Source organism: uncultured Desulfosarcina sp., assembly GCF_963664155.2.
Taxonomy (GTDB): domain Bacteria; phylum Desulfobacterota; class Desulfobacteria; order Desulfobacterales; family Desulfosarcinaceae; genus Desulfosarcina.
In genome coordinates this window covers 500,725-522,121 of the sequence record NZ_CAXXXH010000002.1, presented here as the reverse complement: position 1 = coordinate 522,121, position 21,397 = coordinate 500,725, and the positions used below count along the sequence as shown (strand labels likewise).

General features: G+C 55.2%; 18 protein-coding genes. 6 read left to right on the top strand and 12 right to left on the bottom strand.

All coding sequences use genetic code 11. The features are described 5' to 3' along the window. Positions 1-7: 7 nt before the first annotated feature. The 6 genes from hutI to ACHZBS_RS26540 form a co-directional block, all read right to left on the bottom strand. Entirely contained in the window at positions 8-1,276 is a 1,269-nt protein-coding gene (gene hutI / locus ACHZBS_RS26565; RefSeq protein ID WP_319409548.1) for an imidazolonepropionase, read from the bottom strand. A gap of 200 nt (positions 1,277-1,476) precedes the next feature. Beyond that, positions 1,477-2,367 (bottom strand): CBS domain-containing protein, encoded by an 891-nt coding sequence (locus tag ACHZBS_RS26560; RefSeq protein ID WP_319409547.1) that lies wholly within the window; start codon positions 2,365-2,367, stop codon positions 1,477-1,479. 16 nt (positions 2,368-2,383) lie between these two features. Beyond that, the gene (locus ACHZBS_RS26555) at positions 2,384-2,848 is read right to left on the bottom strand and encodes a CBS domain-containing protein (protein ID WP_319409546.1); all 465 of its coding nucleotides are present in this window, start codon (positions 2,846-2,848) and stop codon (positions 2,384-2,386) included. A 36-nt stretch (positions 2,849-2,884) separates the two neighbouring features. Further along, positions 2,885-3,556, bottom strand: a complete 672-nt coding sequence (locus tag ACHZBS_RS26550) for a Smr/MutS family protein (RefSeq protein WP_319409545.1) — start codon at positions 3,554-3,556, stop codon at positions 2,885-2,887. 70 nt (positions 3,557-3,626) lie between these two features. Next, positions 3,627-4,064: an NUDIX hydrolase gene (locus ACHZBS_RS26545; RefSeq protein WP_319409544.1), complete on the bottom strand. Its 438-nt coding sequence runs from the start codon at positions 4,062-4,064 to the stop codon at positions 3,627-3,629. Position 4,065: 1 nt separating this feature from the next. Beyond that, a complete protein-coding gene (locus ACHZBS_RS26540; protein ID WP_319409543.1) occupies positions 4,066-4,416 on the bottom strand; it encodes a cupin domain-containing protein in 351 nt (116 codons plus the stop codon). A 346-nt stretch (positions 4,417-4,762) separates the two neighbouring features. Here ACHZBS_RS26540 and ACHZBS_RS26535 point away from each other — a divergent pair, with 346 nt between their 5' ends. Continuing rightward, complete coding sequence (locus tag ACHZBS_RS26535) at positions 4,763-6,715, top strand: GNAT family N-acetyltransferase (RefSeq protein ID WP_319409542.1); 1,953 nt, start codon at positions 4,763-4,765, stop codon at positions 6,713-6,715. A gap of 94 nt (positions 6,716-6,809) precedes the next feature. Here the strand turns inward: ACHZBS_RS26535 and gtfA are convergent, their stop codons facing one another. The 5 genes from gtfA to ACHZBS_RS26510 form a co-directional block, all read right to left on the bottom strand. Continuing rightward, a complete protein-coding gene (gene gtfA, locus ACHZBS_RS26530) occupies positions 6,810-8,258 on the bottom strand; it encodes a sucrose phosphorylase (RefSeq protein ID WP_319409541.1) in 1,449 nt (482 codons plus the stop codon). Positions 8,259-8,261: 3 nt separating this feature from the next. After that, positions 8,262-10,472, bottom strand: coding sequence for an HAD-IIB family hydrolase (locus tag ACHZBS_RS26525; RefSeq protein WP_319409540.1), 2,211 nt, complete (start codon positions 10,470-10,472; stop codon positions 8,262-8,264). 369 nt (positions 10,473-10,841) lie between these two features. Continuing rightward, positions 10,842-11,174 (bottom strand): inorganic pyrophosphatase Ppa, encoded by a 333-nt coding sequence (locus ACHZBS_RS26520; RefSeq protein WP_319409539.1) that lies wholly within the window; start codon positions 11,172-11,174, stop codon positions 10,842-10,844. A gap of 26 nt (positions 11,175-11,200) precedes the next feature. Next, positions 11,201-11,482 carry an acylphosphatase gene (locus ACHZBS_RS26515; protein WP_319409538.1) on the bottom strand — a complete coding sequence of 94 codons (282 nt, stop codon included), beginning with the start codon at positions 11,480-11,482 and terminating at the stop codon, positions 11,201-11,203. A gap of 125 nt (positions 11,483-11,607) precedes the next feature. Beyond that, positions 11,608-13,026 carry a radical SAM protein gene (locus ACHZBS_RS26510; protein ID WP_319409537.1) on the bottom strand — a complete coding sequence of 473 codons (1,419 nt, stop codon included), beginning with the start codon at positions 13,024-13,026 and terminating at the stop codon, positions 11,608-11,610. A gap of 166 nt (positions 13,027-13,192) precedes the next feature. Between ACHZBS_RS26510 and ACHZBS_RS26505 the strand changes: the two genes are divergently transcribed. From ACHZBS_RS26505 to ACHZBS_RS26495, 3 genes are all read left to right on the top strand, one after another. Continuing rightward, on the top strand, positions 13,193-14,446 hold the full coding sequence (locus tag ACHZBS_RS26505; protein WP_319409536.1) for an arginine deiminase family protein: 1,254 nt from the start codon (positions 13,193-13,195) through the stop codon (positions 14,444-14,446). 152 nt (positions 14,447-14,598) lie between these two features. Beyond that, on the top strand, positions 14,599-16,491 hold the full coding sequence (locus ACHZBS_RS26500) for an indolepyruvate ferredoxin oxidoreductase subunit alpha (RefSeq protein ID WP_319409535.1): 1,893 nt from the start codon (positions 14,599-14,601) through the stop codon (positions 16,489-16,491). After that, the gene (locus ACHZBS_RS26495) at positions 16,488-17,066 is read left to right on the top strand and encodes a 2-oxoacid:acceptor oxidoreductase family protein (protein ID WP_319409534.1); all 579 of its coding nucleotides are present in this window, start codon (positions 16,488-16,490) and stop codon (positions 17,064-17,066) included. The genes ACHZBS_RS26500 and ACHZBS_RS26495 overlap by 4 nt, the downstream gene beginning before the upstream one ends. Before the next feature lie 91 nt (positions 17,067-17,157). Here the strand turns inward: ACHZBS_RS26495 and ACHZBS_RS26490 are convergent, their stop codons facing one another. Next, positions 17,158-18,534 (bottom strand): aspartate ammonia-lyase, encoded by a 1,377-nt coding sequence (locus tag ACHZBS_RS26490; protein ID WP_319409533.1) that lies wholly within the window; start codon positions 18,532-18,534, stop codon positions 17,158-17,160. A gap of 208 nt (positions 18,535-18,742) precedes the next feature. Here ACHZBS_RS26490 and ACHZBS_RS26485 point away from each other — a divergent pair, with 208 nt between their 5' ends. Together ACHZBS_RS26485 and lysS are read left to right on the top strand one after the other, a co-directional pair. Continuing rightward, the gene (locus tag ACHZBS_RS26485) at positions 18,743-19,252 is read left to right on the top strand and encodes a peptidylprolyl isomerase (RefSeq protein WP_319409532.1); all 510 of its coding nucleotides are present in this window, start codon (positions 18,743-18,745) and stop codon (positions 19,250-19,252) included. 611 nt (positions 19,253-19,863) lie between these two features. Beyond that, positions 19,864-21,363, top strand: coding sequence for a lysine--tRNA ligase (gene lysS / locus ACHZBS_RS26480; protein ID WP_319409531.1), 1,500 nt, complete (start codon positions 19,864-19,866; stop codon positions 21,361-21,363). Positions 21,364-21,397: the final 34 nt, after the last annotated feature.

Here is a 21,397-nt window from a genome sequence, read left to right as displayed (position 1 = left end):
ATTCCGCTCAGACCGACATAATACCGGCAGCACCAGTGTTAACCGGTTCTCCTCCCTTAACGGTCATGCGGCAAAGATTGCCTCCCATGCGGTAGGACAGCTCGGCCGGTTCTGCGATGTCCCACACCGCAAAATCGGCTTGTTTGCCGACCTCGAGAGTACCCCAGCGAGCCTGCATGCCCAGCGCCCTGGCAGCATGAACGGTAAACCCGGCCAGTGATTCGGCCGGGGTGAGCCCGAAATTGACGCAGGCCATATTCATCATGAGCAACGGCGATGTGGTCGGACTCGTACCGGGATTGCAGTCGGTCGACAAGGCCATAGGCACCCCTTCCCGACGCAGTAGATCCACCGGCGGCCTGCAGGTCTCCTTGAGGAAATAATAGGCGCCGGGCAGCAGCACCGCCACGGTGCCGGCTTGGGCCATCGCCGCCGCACCGTCCGCCTTCAGGTGCTCCAGATGATCGGCACTCAGGGCACCAAAACGAGCTGCCAGAACCGCCCCTTTGCTGTCGCTGAGCTGTTCGGCGTGTAATTTGATCGCCAATCCGTACCGTCTGGCGGCAGTGAAAACCCGTTCGATCTGGGCCGGTGTGAAAGCAATCCGTTCGCAGAAAGCATCCACCGCCGTTGCCAGGCCGTCGGCAGCAACGGCAGGGATCATCTCATCCACCACCAGATCGATGTAAGCATCCGATCGTCCCGCATATTCCGGCGGCAGGGCGTGAGCACCCAGAAATGTCGACATTACGGTGGCCGGGAATTCCTGCCCCAACCGTCTGGCCACCCGAAGCATCTTCAACTCGCTGGGGGTGTCCAGGCCATAGCCGGACTTGATTTCCACAGCGGTCACCCCTTCGGCCTGCATGGCCGTGAGTCGGCCGGCGGACTGACGAAAGAGTGCCGTTTCCGTGGCCGTTCTCACCGCCGTAACCGTGCTGATGATGCCACCGCCGGCCCGGGCGATCTGTTCATAGGTGGCCCCGTTCAACCGCATTTCAAATTCTCTGGCACGGTTGCCGGCGTAGACCAAATGGGTATGGCAATCGATCAGGCCCGGTGTGATCAAAAAATTTTCAAGGCGGTGTACTGACCGGGCTTTGGTCTCGACATCCTTTGGAAGACGGTCACGCGGCCCTATCCAGGCAATGCGGCCCCCGTCAACGGCCATGGCGCCATTTTCAATGATGCCATACGGGGTCCCACCGGCCAGGGTGGCCAAATGGGCGTCCAGCCACAGGGAGTCGACCGTTTCAGGGAAATCAGGGGGTGGCATCAAAGATCTCATTACGGAGGAATCCAATCGGCATCATCAATTTTATATCTATTTGTAATTTATACGTTTTTATGACTAGTATATACAACTATGTATGGGTTTCGGCATCGTGTGTCAAGCGTTTTTCATCCCGAACTCAGGGCAATCGTAAAAAATGTCTTCTGTGGATAACGGATCACGTAAAATGGATTGCCACTCTTTCAGTTGACCATCCTGCTGGAGACGCAGGCACGGCAGGTGCCGGATCGGTGGTTGGCAGCATCAGAGAGGGACAGCACGCCGACAATCGTTCCAGGGTCGCCGGCGTGAACGAAAATACGCCCCATGTCACCCAGGAGCATTCGGGCAAGGGCCTGGTTGATGGTTTCGTTCCGGTCGCAGGAGATCACCGGTTTACTCATCACCGCAGCGGCCTCGGCATCGGGTGAGACCCCCCGGTGCCAGGCCACGATCAGGTTGGTCTTTGAGATGACGCCGGCGGGGCGGCCACTTTCACCGGTGACCAAAATCGCACTCATCCGGCATGCCGACAGGGAATCCATAACCTCATAGAGATCATCGGTAACCTTGCAGGTGAGCACCGCCGATGTCATCACCTCGGATATCGTAGATTCGCTTGAATGATGGTCACCAACCCCGGCTGCGGATTGCCGCAACCTGTTTTTCCGGCAGTTGCGACAGATCTGAAACACCAAGCCAAGGATGTCCCCGTAGTTCAACATGCCCTCAAACCGGCCGGCATCCGCCCCCACCACGAAAAGTTGGTGAATGCCGTTGCTGCTCATCCTGTCCAGCGCATGTTCCAGCCCGTCGTCGATAAAGCAGGTGTGCAGAGGCCCTGCCATAACAGCTTCCAAAGGCGTTTCTGAGGGCATTCCGGCGTAGTAGGCAGCGGCCATATCCGTCTTCGAAACAATTCCCGCAGGCTTTCCCTCCGCATCCATCACCAGCAATGCGTCCGCCTTATATTTGATCAACCGGCCGATTCCGGTCCAGATGGAGGCCGTCCCGTCAAGTGAAATTATCTGGCGCCGCATGGCCTCCTTGACCCGCATCCCGCTCAGCACGCTTCTCGTTCTGGCTACAGGCATGGTTGCCTCTCCTTCCCTATCCCAGGTATTGCTGCAGCAGGTGGTAGAAAAGATCGGATATGTATACGATGCCCACCACCTCCTGATCACGTACCACGGGCAGCCGCCGGATATGGCGTTTGATCATGATATCCACAATGGCCAGCAGATGGGTTTGCGGCGTGATGGTCACCACGTCGGTGGTCATCAGATCGCCGACCCGGATGGATTTCACCCGTCCCAACAGCGCTTCGAACGCGTTGGCCTGTTCCTCATCTTCCAGTTCCGGCCAGATGTCGGCATGGCGCGGTTGTACAAACAGCAATATATCGTACATGGAGAGCATTCCCACCAACCGATCCGTGTCATCGGTGACCATCAATCCAAAAACATTTTTCCCCTGCTCCCGACTGGCGGCCTGGAAGCGGTTGACCGCCTCGGTAATCGTGTTGCCGGGTTTCAAGGTCATGAATCGGGTGGTCATTACATCGGTGGCATGCATCGTTTGGCTCCATTTAAAAATGCCGTTTGCGGATGATCACTGCTTCGGTCTTCGTCTCAGCAGCACATAGGTGGCCCCGGTCCCCCCGTCACAGGCTCTGGCGCTGGTGAATGCAATCACCCAGCGTTTCCAACGCCCGCTGATCAGCCAGCGGAACAGATTCCTCTTGAGCACTGGAAGCCCCGGTGAGCATCTCCCCCGGCCATGAACCACCAGCACGGCCCGCTTGCCCGAGGCGATGGCCTGTTCCAGGAATCGGTCGACATGCGTTTTTGCCGCCGTGAGGCTCAACCCGTGAAGATCCACATGGTCCTGGATTGAAAAATAACCGCGGTGAAGCCGTCGGAACATCTCAGGAGGAATCCATCCTGCCGAACCCTCAATATATTCAGCGGTGTGTCTGAGGACGAACCCGTCACCGGTCTCCACCAGTTTCTTGAGCTGTTGTAAAGCCTCGGCATCCGGATCTTCCGGCACCGGTTCACCGTAACGCCGCCTCGGCAGAACCGGTGCAATCCTTCGTCTGCCGGATAGCGGAATCACATCGGCCATGGCTTGTCGAAACAGGCGTCTCTCTTCGTGTGGCGTCATCCGGCGAACCGGCGCTTCAGGCAGGCAGACTTCGGGCAGATGAATATTCTTCTCGGCAAGCAGGTTGCCCAGGGAGTTGAAAGGTCGGTTTCCGATGGATGATCGACGATATGTCATGATCCATACCGCGGATTCGGCAGATCAGTTGGCCATGTGCGAATAGGGTTCCCGCTAAAAACCCGTCAGGTCAGAAGTAGTGTTGAAAAACGGTCTTCCGATCGACACCATCCTGACATTTAAAATAATCCGCCAAGATGTCTGCATGATCAAACGCCAGCGGAAGGGGCAGGGTCTGGGCGGAAAAAACACCGGCTGATTGGACATCATCTGCGGCGACGGGCGTTCCGTCGGCCGTGGCAATGAATACCGTAGTGAGGGTATGGTGCCGCGGATCCCGGTCCGGCCGGGAATACACGTAAAGCAGATCCTTGAGGCGAACGTTCAGGCCGGTCTCCTCCCGGGCCTCTCTGACGGCGCAGGCTTCAACGGATTCGCCGTAATCCACAAATCCGCCGGGGATGGCCCACCCATGGGGTGGATTTTTGCGTTCGATCAATACTATTCCGCCTTTGACTTCGATGATGATGTCGACAGTGGGCAGCGGATTCCTGTACGTTTCGGCCATGCTAAAGCTCCGGTGCTCCGGATGGTATCAGGCAGACAAAGGTCAGCCGGTTGTCCCCGGAATTTCTGATCTGGTGCTCTTCGTTGCCGGGAATAAAGGCCACGCTGCCGGCTTTGACCGGTACCCAGTTACCGTTTTGCCACACCTCACCTTGACCGGTATGAAAAAAAATCTCATGTTCCCAGTCATGCCGATGCTTAGGGGTAAAGCCGCCGCTTTCCAGGTCGAACACGCGCATGCAGAAGTTGGGGGCGCCATCGGCCTTGCCGATGACCACCCGGCCGGAAACGCCTTTGATACTATCATTTTCAAAACGGACTGCCGGTTCTTGGCTGTATTCAATCACTTTCATGGTTCGCTTTCTGCCTTTCTGTGAGAACAGGGTTGATCCGAATAGAATGATTGAAACTATGAATCGGCTTGGGTCCTGTCAACTGTTTTGTACTGTCTGCTTGACTATCCGACGAATTTACGATGGAATGGCCGCGTTTTTGAACCGCGATAGCGAGCGCATTCCTCGCCGCTTGCGGCGGGGTCAGCAAGCGAACTATAAATCGATTTTCATCCTTACGTTGCTGCGCAGCACCGCCGTTACAGGCGGAACATTCCCCGCGGCTTGTCGCGGGGAGGGTTCAATTTCCAGTTGTCGATCGGTGATGCTCACCGTTAACGTTTATACCATGAAGGGGGGGGTGGGGATGGATCTGAAGACGGCATGTCCGGACAAGCTGATGGACGCTGAGACCGCCATATCCAAAATAAAAAACGGAAGCCGGGTGTTCATCGGTACCGGGTGCGGCGAACCCCAGCACTTGATCCGGACCATGGTGGAAGACCTGAGCATGCAGGACATCATGGTCTACCAGATGCTCTCCTGGACCTTTGCCGATTATGTAGACGATCCCCGGTTTTTAAGGCGATTTTCCCTTAAGCTCTTTTTTATCAGCAGTTCGATGAGGAAAGCGGCATTCGAAGGCAAGATCGACTACATCCCGACCTACCTGTCCCAAATCCCCAGATACTTCGCCAACCGTCGGATCGGCCTGGATGTGGCCCTGATCCAGGTCAGCCCACCGGATAAGCACGGCTACTGCAGCCTCGGCGTATCCATCGACATCACCCGGGCCGGGATGCAAAATGCCAAGATAGTCATCGCCCAGGTCAACCCACGCATGCCGCGAACCTCGGGAGACAGCTTTGTTCACATAGACGACATCGATTTTCTGGTGCAGTATGAGGAGCCGCTGGTGGAAGCCCTACCCAGCATCAAGAATTCGGAAACCGCCAGCCGTATCGGGTTTTATGTCAATCAACTGGTAGACGACGGAGCGACCCTTCAGATCGGGTTTGGTCATCTTCCCTATGCCATCCTGCAACAACTGGCCGACAAGAAAGACCTGGGCATCCACACCCAACTGATCACCGACGGTTTTTTGCCCCTGTTCGAGAAAAAGGTGATCACCAACCGCAAGAAGACCCTGCTGCCCGGACGGGTGGTGGCATCGCTGTGCATGGGATCGGAGAAGCTCTACCGCTACGTGGACAACAACCCCATGTTTTACTTCCGCTCATCGGCGTTCGTCAACGATCCCACCGTTATCGCCAGAAACGATAACCTGGTTTCAATCAGTTCCGCCCTGGAGGTGGACCTCACCGGCCAGGTGTGCAGCGACTCCATGGGCTATATGTTTTACAGCGGAATCGGTGATCAGGTGGATTTTCTCCGCGGCAGCGCCATGTCCAAAGGCGGCTTTTCAGTCATCGCCCTGCCCTCTACAGCCCAGAACGGCACCGTTTCGAGAATTGTGCCGCATCTCAGCGAAGGTGCCGGCGTAGCCACCACCCGCGGCGACGTGAACTTCGTGGTGACCGAATACGGCATTGCCGAGCTCAGCGGCAAAAGCATCTACCAACGGGTCATGGAGCTGGCCCAGATCGCCCACCCCAAATTCCGTGAAGAGCTCATCGATGTGGCCAAGTCCCGGCACTATATCTTCTCCGACCAACTGCCGCCGTCACAGGATGACCTGATCTTCATCGAAGGCTACAAGAACCGCCTAACCCTGAAAAACGGAAAAACGGTGGAATTCAGGCCACTCCTGCCCTCCGATGAATTCGCCTACCGGAACTTTTTTTACTCGCTGCAGGAAAAAACAATCTACTTCAGGTTTTTCTATAAGATGAAGCTCTTTTCCCACGAAGTGGTCCAGCAGCAATGGGCCAGCGTGGACTACCGCAAGAACATATCCATGATCGGTCTGGTGCGCATCGGCGGCCACCAGGAAATCATTGCCCTCGGCTCCTATGCGGAGGAAAGCGATACCCAGGCAGAGGTGGCATTTGTGGTTCGCGAGGACTTTCACGGGATGGGCATCGCTTCTTATCTGCTGGCCGACCTGGAGCGCATCGCCAAGGAGAACAACTTCAAGTCTTTTTCCGCCACCGTCCTGCGCGAAAACACCGCCATGCTCCACGTCTTCAAAAAACGCTATCCCCATGCCAAAACCACCGCCCCCGGAGGCAGCGACGTGACCCTCCACATGGATTTCAGCGACGCGGCATCATCCGGGAAGGCCGTTGCACAGAAACCGGATGACACCTGCGAATGCATTTGTGCGCCAGCTTCAGACGCAAAGCCATATTCTCCATAACGGCTTTAGGGACAGGTCTCCGTCGGATGGTCTTTTTCCGGCACGGTTTCACGCCAAAGAGGAACACCCCTTCCGGTCGGCGGCCACGGTTCTCTCAGACAACAAATTCGACAATAGCCTGTTTCCCTTCGTCGAAATGGTCAATCCGGGTTTCGTAGCTCACCAGATCGATCCGGAGGGTGGCCCGGTGGACACCATGGGTCCAAGTCAGTTTGAGGCGATCGTCGGGCGCATCGTCGATGGTAAACTGGCCGCCAAAAGCCCGACAGGTGCTCCTGAATTCCATGAGCCGCAATAAACGCCGAACCACCGGCTTTTGAATCTCGACAGCGATCTCGTCCAGGGTGTAGTTGTGACGGTTGATGTCCCGGCCGTTTTTGGTCTGTTGGACCAGTTCGATGTCATTTTCGCCGGCCAAAAGGCCCACATAATAGACCTGGGGAATGCCCGGTGTGAAAAACTGGATGGCGCGTGCGGCAATATAGGAATCGTCGTTGCGCTCCAGCGCAGAATAATAAGTGCAGTTCACCTGATAGACGTCCAGATTCTGGTACTCGGGACCGGAAAATATTTTTCGGGTATTGGCACCCTTTTCATCCAGACCATCCAGGGTAAGCTGGATTTCTTCAGAAGTCAGAAGGTCTTGCACATCCACCACACCGATGCCGTCGTGGGTGTCCAGGGTGGTGATCTGTTTACGGGGGCAGATGGCCAGCCATTGTTTCAGCACCCGGCTGGTGTGATGATATAGCGTGTTCAGGACCAGCATGGGCAGCGAAAAATCATAGGTCCAGTACCCGTTGGCGGAAATCTTCTGATGATAGCGGTAATGCTCGTGCACCTCGGGCAGGATTTCAACACCGAAGGGGGAAACATAATCCTGGAGCCACTGCAGCAGTTGCCACACCTCGGGCTCCAGGAAAAAACAGTTGGTGCCGAGTTTCATCGTCGAATAGGCAAAGGCATCCATGCGGATCATCTTCGCCGGGGTCCGCGACAATTGGATCAGGTAGCGCCGCATCACCTCTCGGGTTTTGGGTGAATTCCAGTCCAGGTCGATCTGCTCATAGTCAAACGTGCACCAGACTTTTTCCTTGGAGCCGTCGGCGCGCTGGATGATGGTGTACGGCGGCCGGGGTTTGCGGGTGTAAACCTTTGCCAGCTCCGTTTCGCTGATTTCACCGGTCGGGCTGAGTTTGTTGAAACTCAGAAACATGTCGGCAAATTCGGAGTCCGGTCCCTTTTCGAAGTAATCCTGGAAATAGACGGACAGCCTGGAAATATGGTTGACCATGAAATCGATGATCAGATCGAATTCCCGCCCGATCAGATCGATATCCCTCCAGGTGCCGAAGACCGGGTCCACTTCATCATAGGTCAACGGGGCAAATCCGCGGTCCGCGGAAGAAGGATAGAACGGCAGCAGGTGAACGCCGCCGATGGCCCGGCTCAAGTAGCGGCGTAGCACGTAATGCAGCTCTACGAGGTCTCCGCCAAGGCTGTCCGGATAGACAATCAACTGCACTTCATTTTTTAGCGTCATCGCTTAACCTCCATTCGCCTCATCGATGAAACCGTAGTGCTGCATTCCTTCAATGATTCCACCGGCACATTCGCTCTCTGCGAAATAGACATTCCGGCTGCCCTTCAGATGCTCCAGTTCATGACTGTAGTTGGCCACCACCACGGCGCGGGGTTCTCCACGAAGCATCTCCTCATCGTTGCCCGAATCCCCGCATACCAGAAAATTTGTCAGCGGGATTTCCCACTTGTAGCTCAGGTAGCGAATGGCCTTTCCCTTGGAAGCCCGGTAAGGCAGGATGTCCAAGTAGCGATCGTGCGAGTAGATCAGGTTGTACCGGCAGCGGAAGTGAAGCAGGCGGTGGTGGATGGTGGACAATCGATCTTTGGCCGGATCCATGTAATAACTGACCTTGAAGCGACGCTGGGTTTCTTCTTCCTGGTATTCCAGAAAATCGAGGTCTTTGAGCAGTTCGACGATTTTATCCCGGTTCCATCGGCTGGCAATGTGGCTGGCCCATCCCGGGCTGGGTTTATCGCTCTTCCCATAGAAAAGGGCGCTGCCCACCGAACAGATGATCACGTCCGGGAATGGAATGCGGTATTTTTCCAGTATCGTTCTGGCTGAATCGGCGGTCCTTCCGGTGGCCACCCCGAATCCCATGCGGCTCCGGTTCTCCTTCAGCAGTTGCACCAGTTTTTCCAGTTGAGCGTTGTCGGTACCGACCAGTGTATTGTCGATATCGGTGATCATGAAATGATTGAGCTTTATCAGCCGACGACCAACTGAATCTGAGGGTTTGACGGTGTCCAGCGTAGATCGTCGACTGGCGGCGGTCAGCTTGCGGACAGCGGCGGCATATTTATGGGTATGCGTTTGCCAGGTGTAATGCTTGCGCACATTCATGATGCCGTTTTTCGAGTAACGTTCCCACAACTCCTTATCCGCGATAATTTTGCGGAGTGCCGACGATATCTGCTCTGTATGGGCAACATTAACCAGAATACCGTTTTTGCAGTTGTGGACGATATCGTTGGGCCCACCGTCATCGGTGGCCACGATGGGCAATCCGGTTGCCGATGCCTCCAGCAGGGTCAAGCCGAAGGGCTCCGTTAGGGCCGGATTGATAAATACCCCTCTTCGCTCAGCGGCAATCCGGTAAAGGGCCGGCACTTCGTATTCGAAATCGTGTTTCTTGGGGATAGCCATCTTGCCGTAAAGGTCGTATTTGTCCATGGCCAGAAGCATTTCGGTGAGCACTTCGCGTTCGTTGTCCGCCATGGCATCGATATCTTTGCGCAGCCCGGCGAACACGGCCAGATTGGCCATGCTCTGCAGTTCGAGATCTTCCCCATAGGCCCTGACCAGCCCGGATATATTTTTGCGCTTATCCGGGCGGCTCAGGGCCAGGACCAGCGGTTTCTCCGGGTTCATGAAAAAACGGTTTAATTCCTTGAGCATGGAGGCCTGGGCATATCTGGCGTTCTCCGACCGTTCCGCATCGTCGAGCATATCATGATAAAACGGATAGAACGTGTCGATGCCGATGCCGGGGGGCACCACTTGATAGTCGGGGACATCCTTGTTGTGGTAAAGGCCGTACTGCTCCTCGATTTCATGCCGGGTGCTGGTAACCACCAAGTCCGCCCGGGCTATGATCTGCTCTTCCGCATCGATGCGATGATCGATTTTGAATTTCTTGATGATTTCCGCCTCGCTCATCCCCTGTTCCGCAAGCCTGGCCAGTTTGGCGCGGCCGAGGGAGTGGCCGGTGTATACGAAGGGCAATCCGAAGATTTCGGCCAGTTGCATGGCCACGTATCCGGCATCGGGATAGTGGCCGTGGACGATGTCCGGCATGGCCTGGGAGCGCTTGATGAACTTGATCGTCTTGTCCACATACTCTTCGAGATGGGGCCAGAGGAGCTCTTTGCGCATATATTTTCGCCCCCCGCATTGAATGCGAACGATGCGAAACTTGTCATTGATAACCTCGACGGGTTGACTGTAATCCGAAGAAACGCGTTTGTCGGCAATCAGGCGGGTGAACAGATCCACGCGACCGATGTCCTCCCGGGAGCTCAGAGCAGTCCCCAATTCCAAGACATATTTGACCTGCCCGCCGGTATCCGCATCTCTTCCCATTTCCAGGTTTTTCGATCGAATCAGTCCGTGAAGGCTGAACAACTGGACGTATGGCCTCTTAAACGTGTGTTGAATTTGGACGGATTTCAAAATGCATAATTTCCTATTCTTTCAGATCCACTCGCAGCGTTCCCGTGGCAGGCCGGGAATCAATCTGAATGTCTGCCGGATCAAAGCCTTCTTCTTCCAGTGCGCATGACTTCAACGACCTGCCGCCAGGTTTAGAGTTGAATGAGAAGTGCTGCTGTAGATTGAGCGACAGGTGATCGCGTGCGCCGATCCTTGATAGTCTATAATGCCTTATCTCACGACTTTTTGCAAATCAGGGGCGGGGAGGAGAATTTCGCGGCACGGCCATCACCTTTGATCGCCATAGCGCAGCCGGGCCGGTGGTGGAAAAAAACAGCCTCCACCATACTGATGAACCCAATAGATCCGTCTACCGGATCAACCGAGAAGCTACATTGAAGTTACCTTAAACGGCGTGCACTGGATGGCGATGCTGCCTTTTTTCACCCAGATTCTTACCATGCTGACGGTTGCACCCTCCAGGTTGACGATGTTGGCCAGCTTCTCCACGTGGGTGATGTCATTTTTACTGAATTCCAGGTAGGGGCTTTTCTCGTTATACGGGTCAGGCAACAAGATAATTCGGTCCGGGTCCAGAGGATGTTTCTGCGGCGATCCCGTGTAATGCACATGCGTCTTGGAAAGGGATCGGATATCCTTGGGGGTTTTATATTTTTCAATTTCGAATTTTTCGGCTTTTTGAAGGGAAGTGTTCGCGGGCATGGCTTCCTCCGAGAATTGGCGTGGGGTTAATAGTGAATACCGAATTCGCTGAACTCGCCGTGATAATCCTGCCAGGTGACATCGACCTTTTCCACCCTGGAGATGGGAGGACCTTCACGGCACCAGTTGATCATAGAGATCACATCCTTTTTTGAGCCCTCAACGATCGCTTCAACCGTGCCGTCGTGTTTATTTCTGACCCATCCGTACAGCCCGAAAATCGCTGCCGCCTTTTGGGTTGCCGCCCTGAAACATACCCCTTGAACCCGCCCGGAAACAATCAGGTGCGCCCTGGCTTTTTCTTCCATGGCATCCTCCTGATGCATGCTAATTTTGTTGTTGATTATGGGTACCAGAATATTTCCCGCGGCGGTGGATGTCAAGTCGATGAGGTCGGTCGAATCTCAACAACGGACCCTGGCCTGAAAAGCATTCAGAAATAATCCTGAAGCCCGGGTTGAATCAATTCATAATCCAGAAACCGGTCGTCGGACGTATTGTGTTTTTCCACGACCTGCCTGTCCGGATGGTCCACGATGGAAATAAACCGCGTTCGCTTCACTTCATCCAGATAAATTTCAGGGCAGACCGGCTGTTTTTCGATGAAAAGCCGCATTTCTGAATTGATGCGGACCTCCTTGAAGGTGCGGTGGTAGGAGATGTGGGGACACAGCAACGCTTCTGAATAGAAGACCGCCATTTTCAGCCCAGGGGAAACCACGTGCGCCCATAGTTGCGGATGAAAGGGCAAATGGTCTTTGCGACTGCCGATGGTCCATAATTGGGGATTTACTCCACTATTGGTCAACCGGTCAGCCAGCCGGGAGAGGTCTTCCGGATCACCGACCACGGCAAGGGATCGGATATACCCGTTTTCCGTGATAGTCTCATGGGGTTTTGCCATCAATCGGGCACTCCTGCGTCGCGCAGCGGCACGCTGGAAGCGGTGCTGGAAGACGGAGGCACAATAGTTGACCGGGAGTCCGACATTATTGTCGACGACATGTTGCATCAGCGCTAATGCCGTCAGCTCAGACTCCAGGACGGTCACTTTTTCCCCGTGCAGATACGTATATTTTCGTTTATCCAACTGGACCCGGTTGAAAGGGTTCAGACGAAGCTGGTGAAGATTCAAATGATCGACGCCAGTCGCTTTCATTCGGGGCAGCAATTCGGCCAGCCGCTGAAAATCTTCGGGAATGGCAGGAATCTCGACGGTGACCGTGGGGATCTGCCCGACCGCCAGCCGGACTTTTTTCAGATCGTAATCCACGGCACTGAGATCGAATCGGATCTCGTCCAGACCGGCGTCGCGGAGCTTTTTCACAAGATCCGCCGTCAGCAAGGTACCATTGGTGTACATCCACAAGTGGCGCGGACGATTTCTTGATTGATGCACCGCCTTCAGAAAGCGCAGGGTAAGCGCCGGTGTCAGCAAAGGTTCGCCGCCGCTGATGCTCGTGCCGCTGAAACCGAAATGGCCCACATAAGCGGCATAATCGGCAGGTCGGGCAAAGGGAACCCGGTTGGTGGTGGGCACGCCGATCTCGTCCTGGGAACTCGGGCAGTAAAAGCACCGGCAGTTGCATTTGCCGTTGACGAACAGACAGGACCAATCCCCTTCACCGCAGATGCGGCAACCGGGGGACAGAGGACCGATATGCGGCTTGGTTCCTTTAAAGGCTAGTTCGAGCTGTCCACCCATGGCTTCGAGTCGTCCGGCACGCTCCCGCTCCGCGGCCATCGCCCCGGCCGGAGAAACCCAGTTCAACTCGCCTGCAGTATCACCGAACTCGGCCAGATTTGCCGAAATCATCTCGTTCCAGCAGGAAGCCGGACGTTGCTTTCCCATTTGACACCCCACTGAGCCGCGGACGGGTTTCTGTTTTTCCGGCTTTAATAGAGCCGGTGTACCCGTATTGCAAGCATTTCTTTTTCCCGTTTTATTTGGTAGATAGCCACCACCGGAATATGTTTTGCACCATCATCAGCCTGCCACCCGAAAAGGTATCGAACAGATGAAAATCGAAATAAAATCTGAAATCGGCGAACTGGAAGGGGTGATCCTGCACACGCCCGGTCCGGAAGTCGAAAACATGACCCCCCAAAATGCGGAACGGGCCCTCTACAGCGACATCCTCAACCTGTCCGTGGCCCAGAAAGAATACGCGCAGCTTGAAGACCTGTTGAATACGGTTACCCTCACTTACCAGGTGCGTGATCTGCTCGAATCGGTTCTGGCGGAACCGGCGGCAAAAACACCGCTGGTGCTGCACATCTGCGAGGCCGAGGGATGTCTCGACCTGTGCGACGACCTACTGGCCCTGCCGGAAAAAACACTTGCCCAGCGACTCATCGAAGGGGTGGTTCAGCCGCTGGACAACCTGACCCGTTTCCTTTCCAAGGAACGGTTTTCCCTGCCCCCGCTGCATAACTTTTTCTTTACCCGCGATGCAGCCATGGCAATCATGGATGAAATACTCATCGGCCGGATGGCCAAGCCGGTCAGATCCCGCGAATCCATCATCATGGAAGCCATCTTCAACCATGCACCCCCGTTTTCCGCCGATACGGTCAACCTGCTTGCGCAGAAGCATCCTGATCCCGCCGCCACGGTCGAAGGCGGTGATGTGCTGGTTGCCCGGGACGACATCCTGGTCATCGGCAACGGCAGCCGCACCTCCACCCAGGGCATCGACTTCATCATCGATCGACTCAAGGCCCAAAAAGACCGTGAACGGCACATCCTGGTCCAGGAATTGCCCCACCGCCCCGAATCGTTTATCCACCTGGACATGGTATTCACCTTACTGGACCGGAGCCACTGCATGGTGTTCAAGCCACTTCTGCTCAGGCCAAGCAAGTACCAGACCATCCACATCCTCATCGAAAACGGGCGGGTCACCAGCATCCGGGAGGAAAAAGGTCTCATCGATGCCCTGCAATGTATAGGCATGGACTTGACACCGGTGTGCTGTGGCGGCGAGGAGGACTTGTGGGTCCAGGAGCGGGAGCAGTGGCATTCCGGTGCCAATTTTTTTGCCCTGGCCCCCGGAAAGGTGGTGGGGTATGCCCGCAACGTCCATACCATGGAGGAGATGAACAAAAACGGTTTCGAAATCATTCCCGCCGACGACATTATCACCGGCCGAAGGCAGTTGGCAGGACTGGGACGGTGCGCTATCACCCTTGACGGTTCGGAGCTGCCCCGCGGCGGTGGCGGCGCCCGGTGCATGACCATGCCCATCCGCCGCAAGCCAGTGGCCTGGTAAGTTCAATCGAGGATTGGCTTTCTGCCACGAATTGACAAGTCTTTTCTGTGAACATAGAGTAAAGGTATCAAAGCGTTAACAGGCACCGGGCATATGCCATTCGCCCGAACGCTTCTTCTCGGTGCACAACGGTTCCCTTCAGGAGAAACGCCATGAAAAAAATGGGAGACATGCTGCTCAAGCGCGAAGCCTTTTTAGAGATCGTCATGGGCAACACGGCCATCGTCCGGGCCATGGTGGAAGCCGGTACCCGGGTCGTCAGTGCTTACCCCGGATCCCCGACACCGGAAATCGCCTCGGCGATCCAGTCCATTCCCAGAGGCGACAGACCCTTCTACTTCGAATTCTCCACCAACGAGAAGGTGGCCACGGAGCTGGCCTACGGGGCGGCAGTCAACGGACACCTGTCTACGGTTTTTTTCAAAAGCGTGGGCCTCAATGTGGCGGCAGACACCTTTGTCCAACTGAGCCTGATGAATATCATCGGCGGCATGGTCGTGGTGCTTGGCGACGACCCGGGAGCCAACTCCTCTCAGAATGAGCAGGACAACCGCCACTACGCCCGGATGAGCTACACCCCGGTCCTCGAACCGGCAGATCCGGCTGAAGTCTACCGATTCTATCTGGAAGCCGCCCGCCTGTCCCAAAAGCATCGCATGCCGGTGATCCTGCGGCTCACGACTCACGTCTGCCACGCCAAAGAAAGGGTGGCCTTCGGCCCCTGGAATCCGGTACCGCCGGACGACACCCCCCGGTTCGATCCAGCCAACGGCGCCTACATTCCCCTCACCACTCAGGCCATCGAGCAAAAACGCGCAGCTCTTGCCAGATTGGAACAGGTCCGCCAATGGGCCGAAAAAACGGAATTGAACCGTGTCGTCGATAACGGCAACACCGCGCGGGGTGTCATCACCATGGGATTGCCCTTTCTGTCGCTGATGGAAGCGTTGAATGGCGCAGCCGCCAAGCCGGACATCCTGAAGCTGGCCTATGTCCATCCCCTGCCCCGTGGAAAAATCATCCGATTTCTCTCCGGTCATCAGGAGGTCAAAATTCTCGAAGAACTGGACGACGTGGCGGAAAACCAGATCAAGGCCCTGGCCTTCGATCAACAACTGCCGGTGAAGATCATCGGGAAAACGGGGCCGGAGGATTGGATCGGCGAATACACACCCGACAAGGTTCATCGGTTGCTGGCCGCAATGTGGCCGGATATGATCCAGCCTTCACCGGCTGCAGAAGCCGACGATCCGGCGCCCCACCGGCCGCCCCAGATGTGCCCGGGATGCGGTCACCGCAGCGCTTTTCACGCCATCAAGCAGGCGCTTGCCCCCACCGATATCACCGTGGCGGACATCGGCTGCCACACCCTGGGCTTTCTGCCTCCATACGAAATGGGCCAACTGCTCATGTGCATGGGGGCATCCACGGCCATAGGCAGCGGGCTGCGTCTGTTCAACACCAGCCGAAAGGTGGTGGCATTCATGGGCGACTCCACCTTTTTTCATGCCGCCTTGCCCGGCATCATCAATGCCATTTTCAACCGTCACCCCATCACCCTGATTCTCATGGAGAACGGCACCACAGCCATGACCGGCCATCAGGACCATGCGGCCAGCGGAAAAAACTTCAACGAGGAGACAGATAAAATCCCTGTCCGGCAGGTACTGGAAGGATTGGGAGTCAAACACATCTTCGAGGTGGATACCTACCAGCAGGCCAAGCTGGCCAAAATGGTTATCGAGGCGACATCCATCGACGAATTCAGTGTAGTAATCGCCCGGCATCCCTGCATGCTCAAGTTTACCCGTGAGCAAAGAAAAAATCCCAGCTATCAGCAGAAACATGTCGTGATCGACCAAGCGGTGTGCGGACGGATCCACGCCTGTATCGAAACCTTCGGCTGCCCCACCTTCACCCGGGACACCGAGGGCAACGTCACCATCAATACCGACCTTTGCATCGGCGACGGTTCCTGCATCCAAACCTGTCCGGCCAAAGCCATCATCCCGGCCGGCAAAAAGGATAAAGGAGGTGCCGCATGAAGGCCTTCAGCATCTATCTGACCGGTGTGGGCGGCCAGGGCATCGGCCTGATCAGTGAAATCATCCTGAGGGCGGCGGATCACGCCGGCCATCCGGTAAAAAGCGTGGACACCCACGGACTGGCCCAGCGGGGAGGAATCGTCGTATCCCAGATACGCATGGGCGATACCGTCTTCTCACCCCTTATTCCATCCGGGCAGGCGGATCTGGTGATTTCACTGGAGCGCCACGAAGCCCTGCGGGCGGCAGGAACGGTCCTGAAGGACAGGGCGTGCTTGATCTACTATAATACCGTATGGCAGCCGCTTCCCGTCAGACTGAACCAAGCGGCGGAAGTCACCGAAAATGACATCCGGGATCTTTGCCGGGGGCGGGGCATTCAAGTCATATCCGTATTTCAAACGGACCTGCCGGATATCCGCATGCAGAATATGGCCGTGCTGTCGGAAATCCATCGCCACGGGCTGATCCCCGGTATCAACCGGAAGCATTACCAGGCCGCCATGGCGGATCTCATGTCCGGCACCATGCTGGAGGAAAACCGGAGTTTGTTCGACAAACGCCTGACGGTATAGTTCCTTATTGCATAGCACGAACAGGATCTTTGATGCGCAATCGCGGAAAACCCATCCGGCACTTCGCCATCAAGTCATGGTGGTTGCCGAATCAGAGGTTCGGACCGAAGGCACCGGCCAGCAGGTGCTCCAGCTGTGTTTCTGACACTAGGCGCTTTTCCAGAACTACAGCTTTCAGGGTTCTACCGCTGGCCAGTCCCTCCTTGACCAAAGCCGCTACCCTGTCGTAACCCAACTCCGGGTTCAGGATGGTGGCCAAACCGGCACTGGATTCGAAGTTCTGCCGACATTTCTCTTCATCCGCACCAATGCCCTGGATGCATTTCTCATCCAGCATGGTGCAGGTGCGAATCAAGATATTCAATGACTTCACCAGATTTGCGCCGATCAGCGGCATATGGGTGTTGAGCTCCAATTGACCCAGCCCACAGGCCATGGCCACGGCGGTATCATATCCGATCACCTGGATGCAGGCCATGTTGGCAGCCTCGCAGATGCTGGGATTGACCTTTCCCGGCATAATGGAAGAACCGGGCTCTACTGCCGGCAGCCGGATTTCGCCGATGCCCGTGTTGGGCCCTGAGGCCAGCAGACGCAGATCGTTGCAGATCTTTAGAAGATCCAGAGCCAACAATCGAAGGACCGCGGACATCTGACCCATATCCGTCAAGAACTGGGTTATTTCGACGCCGTTGTCCGCCACGTTGAATGACAGCCCGGTTGAATCGTTGAGCGCCTTTACGATATGGGATCGAAAAGCCGGCTTGGTATTGATTCCGGTTCCCACCGCATTGCCCCCGACGCCAATCTCCAGCAGGTTCAGACTGGCGGCAGCCACTCGCGTTTTCGCCTTTTCCAGTGCACGGGCGTATGCGGATAGCTCCTGGCCTAATGTGACGGGGACCGCATCCTGAAGATGGGTGCGTCCGCTCTTGGCAATCATGACAAACTGTCCGGCCTTTTCTCCAAATGAGGCCATCAGTCCATCGATTACCGCTTCAAGCCGACGGCCCAACTGAACAGATGCCAATCGAATGGCCGAGGGAAATACATTATTGGTGGATTGCCCTTTGTTCACATGATCGTTGGGATGGATCAAATCCCTGTCTCCACGCTTTCCTCCAAGTTCCACAGCAGCCAGATTGGCGATCACCTCGTTGACATTCATCTGGGTGGACGTGCCGGATCCGGCCTGAAAGATATCGATGGAAAACTGGTCATCGTGCGCCCCGGTGAGTATCGTTGCGCAGGCCTTGCGAATCGCCTGTGAACGATCAGGATCAAGAAGTCCGAGCTGCTCATTTGCCGTGGCGCAAGCCGCTTTCAACTGAACGATGGCGTGAACGATCGCCAGGGGCACCGGTTCACCGGCAGCATTAAAATTTTCCAGGGAACGAGCGGTATGAATCCCGTACCAGGCGTTTTCGGGAACCTGTTTTTCCCCCATCGAGTCTTTTTCGATTCGCATGCTTCACCTCCGGGCGGTTGAAAAATTTATGACTGACATTACAGCAAACCAGGTATCTGTCAAGAAGACAGGGGGCGATATCTCTGTCGCAAAGAATCAGGCCAAAACGAAAACACCGGAATCTCCCCTTCCTGAATAATGCCTTGACTTTAAAGGATTCGTCCCAATTTTGTCTGAAACTATTCAAAAAAAGTGAAGGAGTTATCAAATGGAAAAAGCTAAAAGCGGATTGTTCGTAAGCGTCAATTATACCGGAACGCTGGACAATGGAGAAATTTTCGATTCCAGTGAAGGTTGCCAGCCCATGGAAGTTCAAATGGGTTCCGGCAAGGTCATCCCCGGTTTTGAATCAGCGATCATGGGTATGTCAATCAACGAAACCAAAACCTTCACCCTCTCTCCGGAAGAAGCCTATGGCCATCGGGATGACAGCCGGATGCACGACTTTCCCAAATCCGATATCCCCGCCGGAATGGAACCCGAAGTGGGCCAGACATTGATGTTGAGTACACCCCAGGGTCAGCAGATTCCTGCCCGGGTTGACTGCATAGATGATGAAAAAGTTATTTTCGATCTCAACCATCCCCTGGCCGGCCAATCCCTGACCTTCAAGATCGAGGTGGTGGGCATCAGCAAAACCGCTACGCAACAGCACAGTGGATGCAGCTCCGACTGTTCCAGCGGCGGATGCGGCTGCGGGGACTCCGGCTGTTGCTGATCCCATTGCTGCAAGCCCTTACTTTCGGCCCGGACCAATCGTTTGCCCGGCTTCCGGTTCTCAAGGGGGGAACGGTATCCTGTGACAGGCGGACACTTCCCGATAGCGGTTTTCGCGACATGATCCTGTCCCCCCCAGAGCCGTTTGACGGAAGGGTAGCGACGGAAGTCCGAAAATTAAACGCGTCCGAGACCCGCCAGAAGTCATTGTTCAATAATCTCAATTTTATTTTGCGCCTTGCACAAAGTCTATGGGTCATTCCTGCCCATTGGCGCAAGGATATCGGTGTAGGTGGCAGAAACCGTGTTAACCGGTTTTTGTCAATCTCGACGCCCTGTCGCCCGACAAACCGATTTTTTCTTGGATCATTGAAGCAGGGCAAAATAATAGAATCCCCGTTCGCCGTACTGTATAAAACACTCGCCGACATTCGCCATAAATTGCCTATCCTTGACACCATACACCAAATAAGATAGCAGAAGGGGTTTACGATTTTTAGGCTGGGCGGTTAATCCGGCATCAGTCAACAGCCGATGGGCTATACGATTAAGAGAGATCGACAGCAGCAAATAATAGAAATAGAAGCGGAACCAATTTCAATCGGGGTTACCATGGACAATGCAAAAGACTTGCTGAGCAAGCGAAAAGAAAAAGCGGAGGGCCTGAAGGCAGACGGAATCAATCTGTTCCCCAACGGCTTGGCCGTCGATCATACCATCAGGGATATCCAGTGTCATCTTCAAGACCTGTCGGATGAACAACAAGAGGATCCGGCCCAGTTCAACGTGGCAGGACGGATGATGGCCATCAATCGTTTCGGGAAATCCGCTTTCGTCCGGTTCAAGGACCGAACCGGCCTCATGCAGGCTTATGTGCGCAAGGACCGGGTGGGGGATCGGTCATATGATCTGTTCAAACGCCTTGATGTCGGGGATTTCGTTGAAATTGCGGGGACCCTGTTTCGTACCAAGACCGGCGAATGGACCCTTCTGGCCACCCGCATTCATCTCGTCTGCAAATCAACCCGGCCACTTCCGGAAAAATTTCACGGGCTTAAAGATCCGGAAAAGCGTTACCGACAGCGCTACATCGACCTGATCATGAACCCGGATGTTCAGGAAATTTTTATCAAACGTAGCCAGATCATCCAGGCCATGCGCTCCTTTTTCCTGTCCCGTGATTTTCTGGAAGTGGAAACACCTATGATGCAGCCAATACCGGGCGGCGCCGAGGCAACTCCCTTTAAAACCCACCACAATGCGCTGGACATGGATCTCTATCTTCGCATCGCTCCGGAACTTTATCTCAAGCGCCTGGTGGTGGGCGGGTTTGAACGGGTCTTTGAAATCAACCGCAATTTCAGAAACGAAGGCGTCTCCACCCAGCACAACCCGGAATTTACCATGGTTGAATTTTACCAGGCCTACGCCACCTATGAAGACTTGATGGACCTCACCGAACAAATGTTTGCGCAAATTGCTCAAGCAATAACCGGCGGTACCGTCGTTAACTATCAAGGTAATGAAATCGAACTGGGAGGACCGTGGAAACGAATATCCCTGTTCGACTCCCTGGAACAGATCGGCGGAGTCGATTCGTCATTGTTGAGCGACAAAGACCGTTTGCTTGAATTTGCGGCGTCCCAGGGTATTACGGTAACGAAAACCGGTCGTTTGGGAAAAGTGATCACCAAACTGTTCGATGCCCTTGTTGAACCCAAATTAATCCAGCCCACCTTTATCACCGGCTATCCGGCCGAAGTCTCCCCGCTGTCAAGAAGAAGCGACACCCATCCGGACCTGACCGAACGGTTTGAACTGTTCATTGCCGGCAGGGAAATCGCCAACGGGTTTTCCGAACTCAATGACCCGGAAGACCAGCGAGGAAGATTTCTGCAGCAAGTGGAAGATAGAAAAGCCGGTGACGACGAAGCCCATTTTATGGATGACGACTATATCGAGGCTTTGGAGTATGGCATGCCCCCCACCGCCGGTCAGGGGATTGGAATCGACCGTCTGGTGATGCTGCTGACCGACGCCCCGTCCATCCGAGAGGTTATCCTGTTCCCCCACATGAAGCCCCGGGCAGGAGTTTCAAAAACAGACAATTGACTCAGTTTCAATAGAATCGGGCAAGACCTATCGC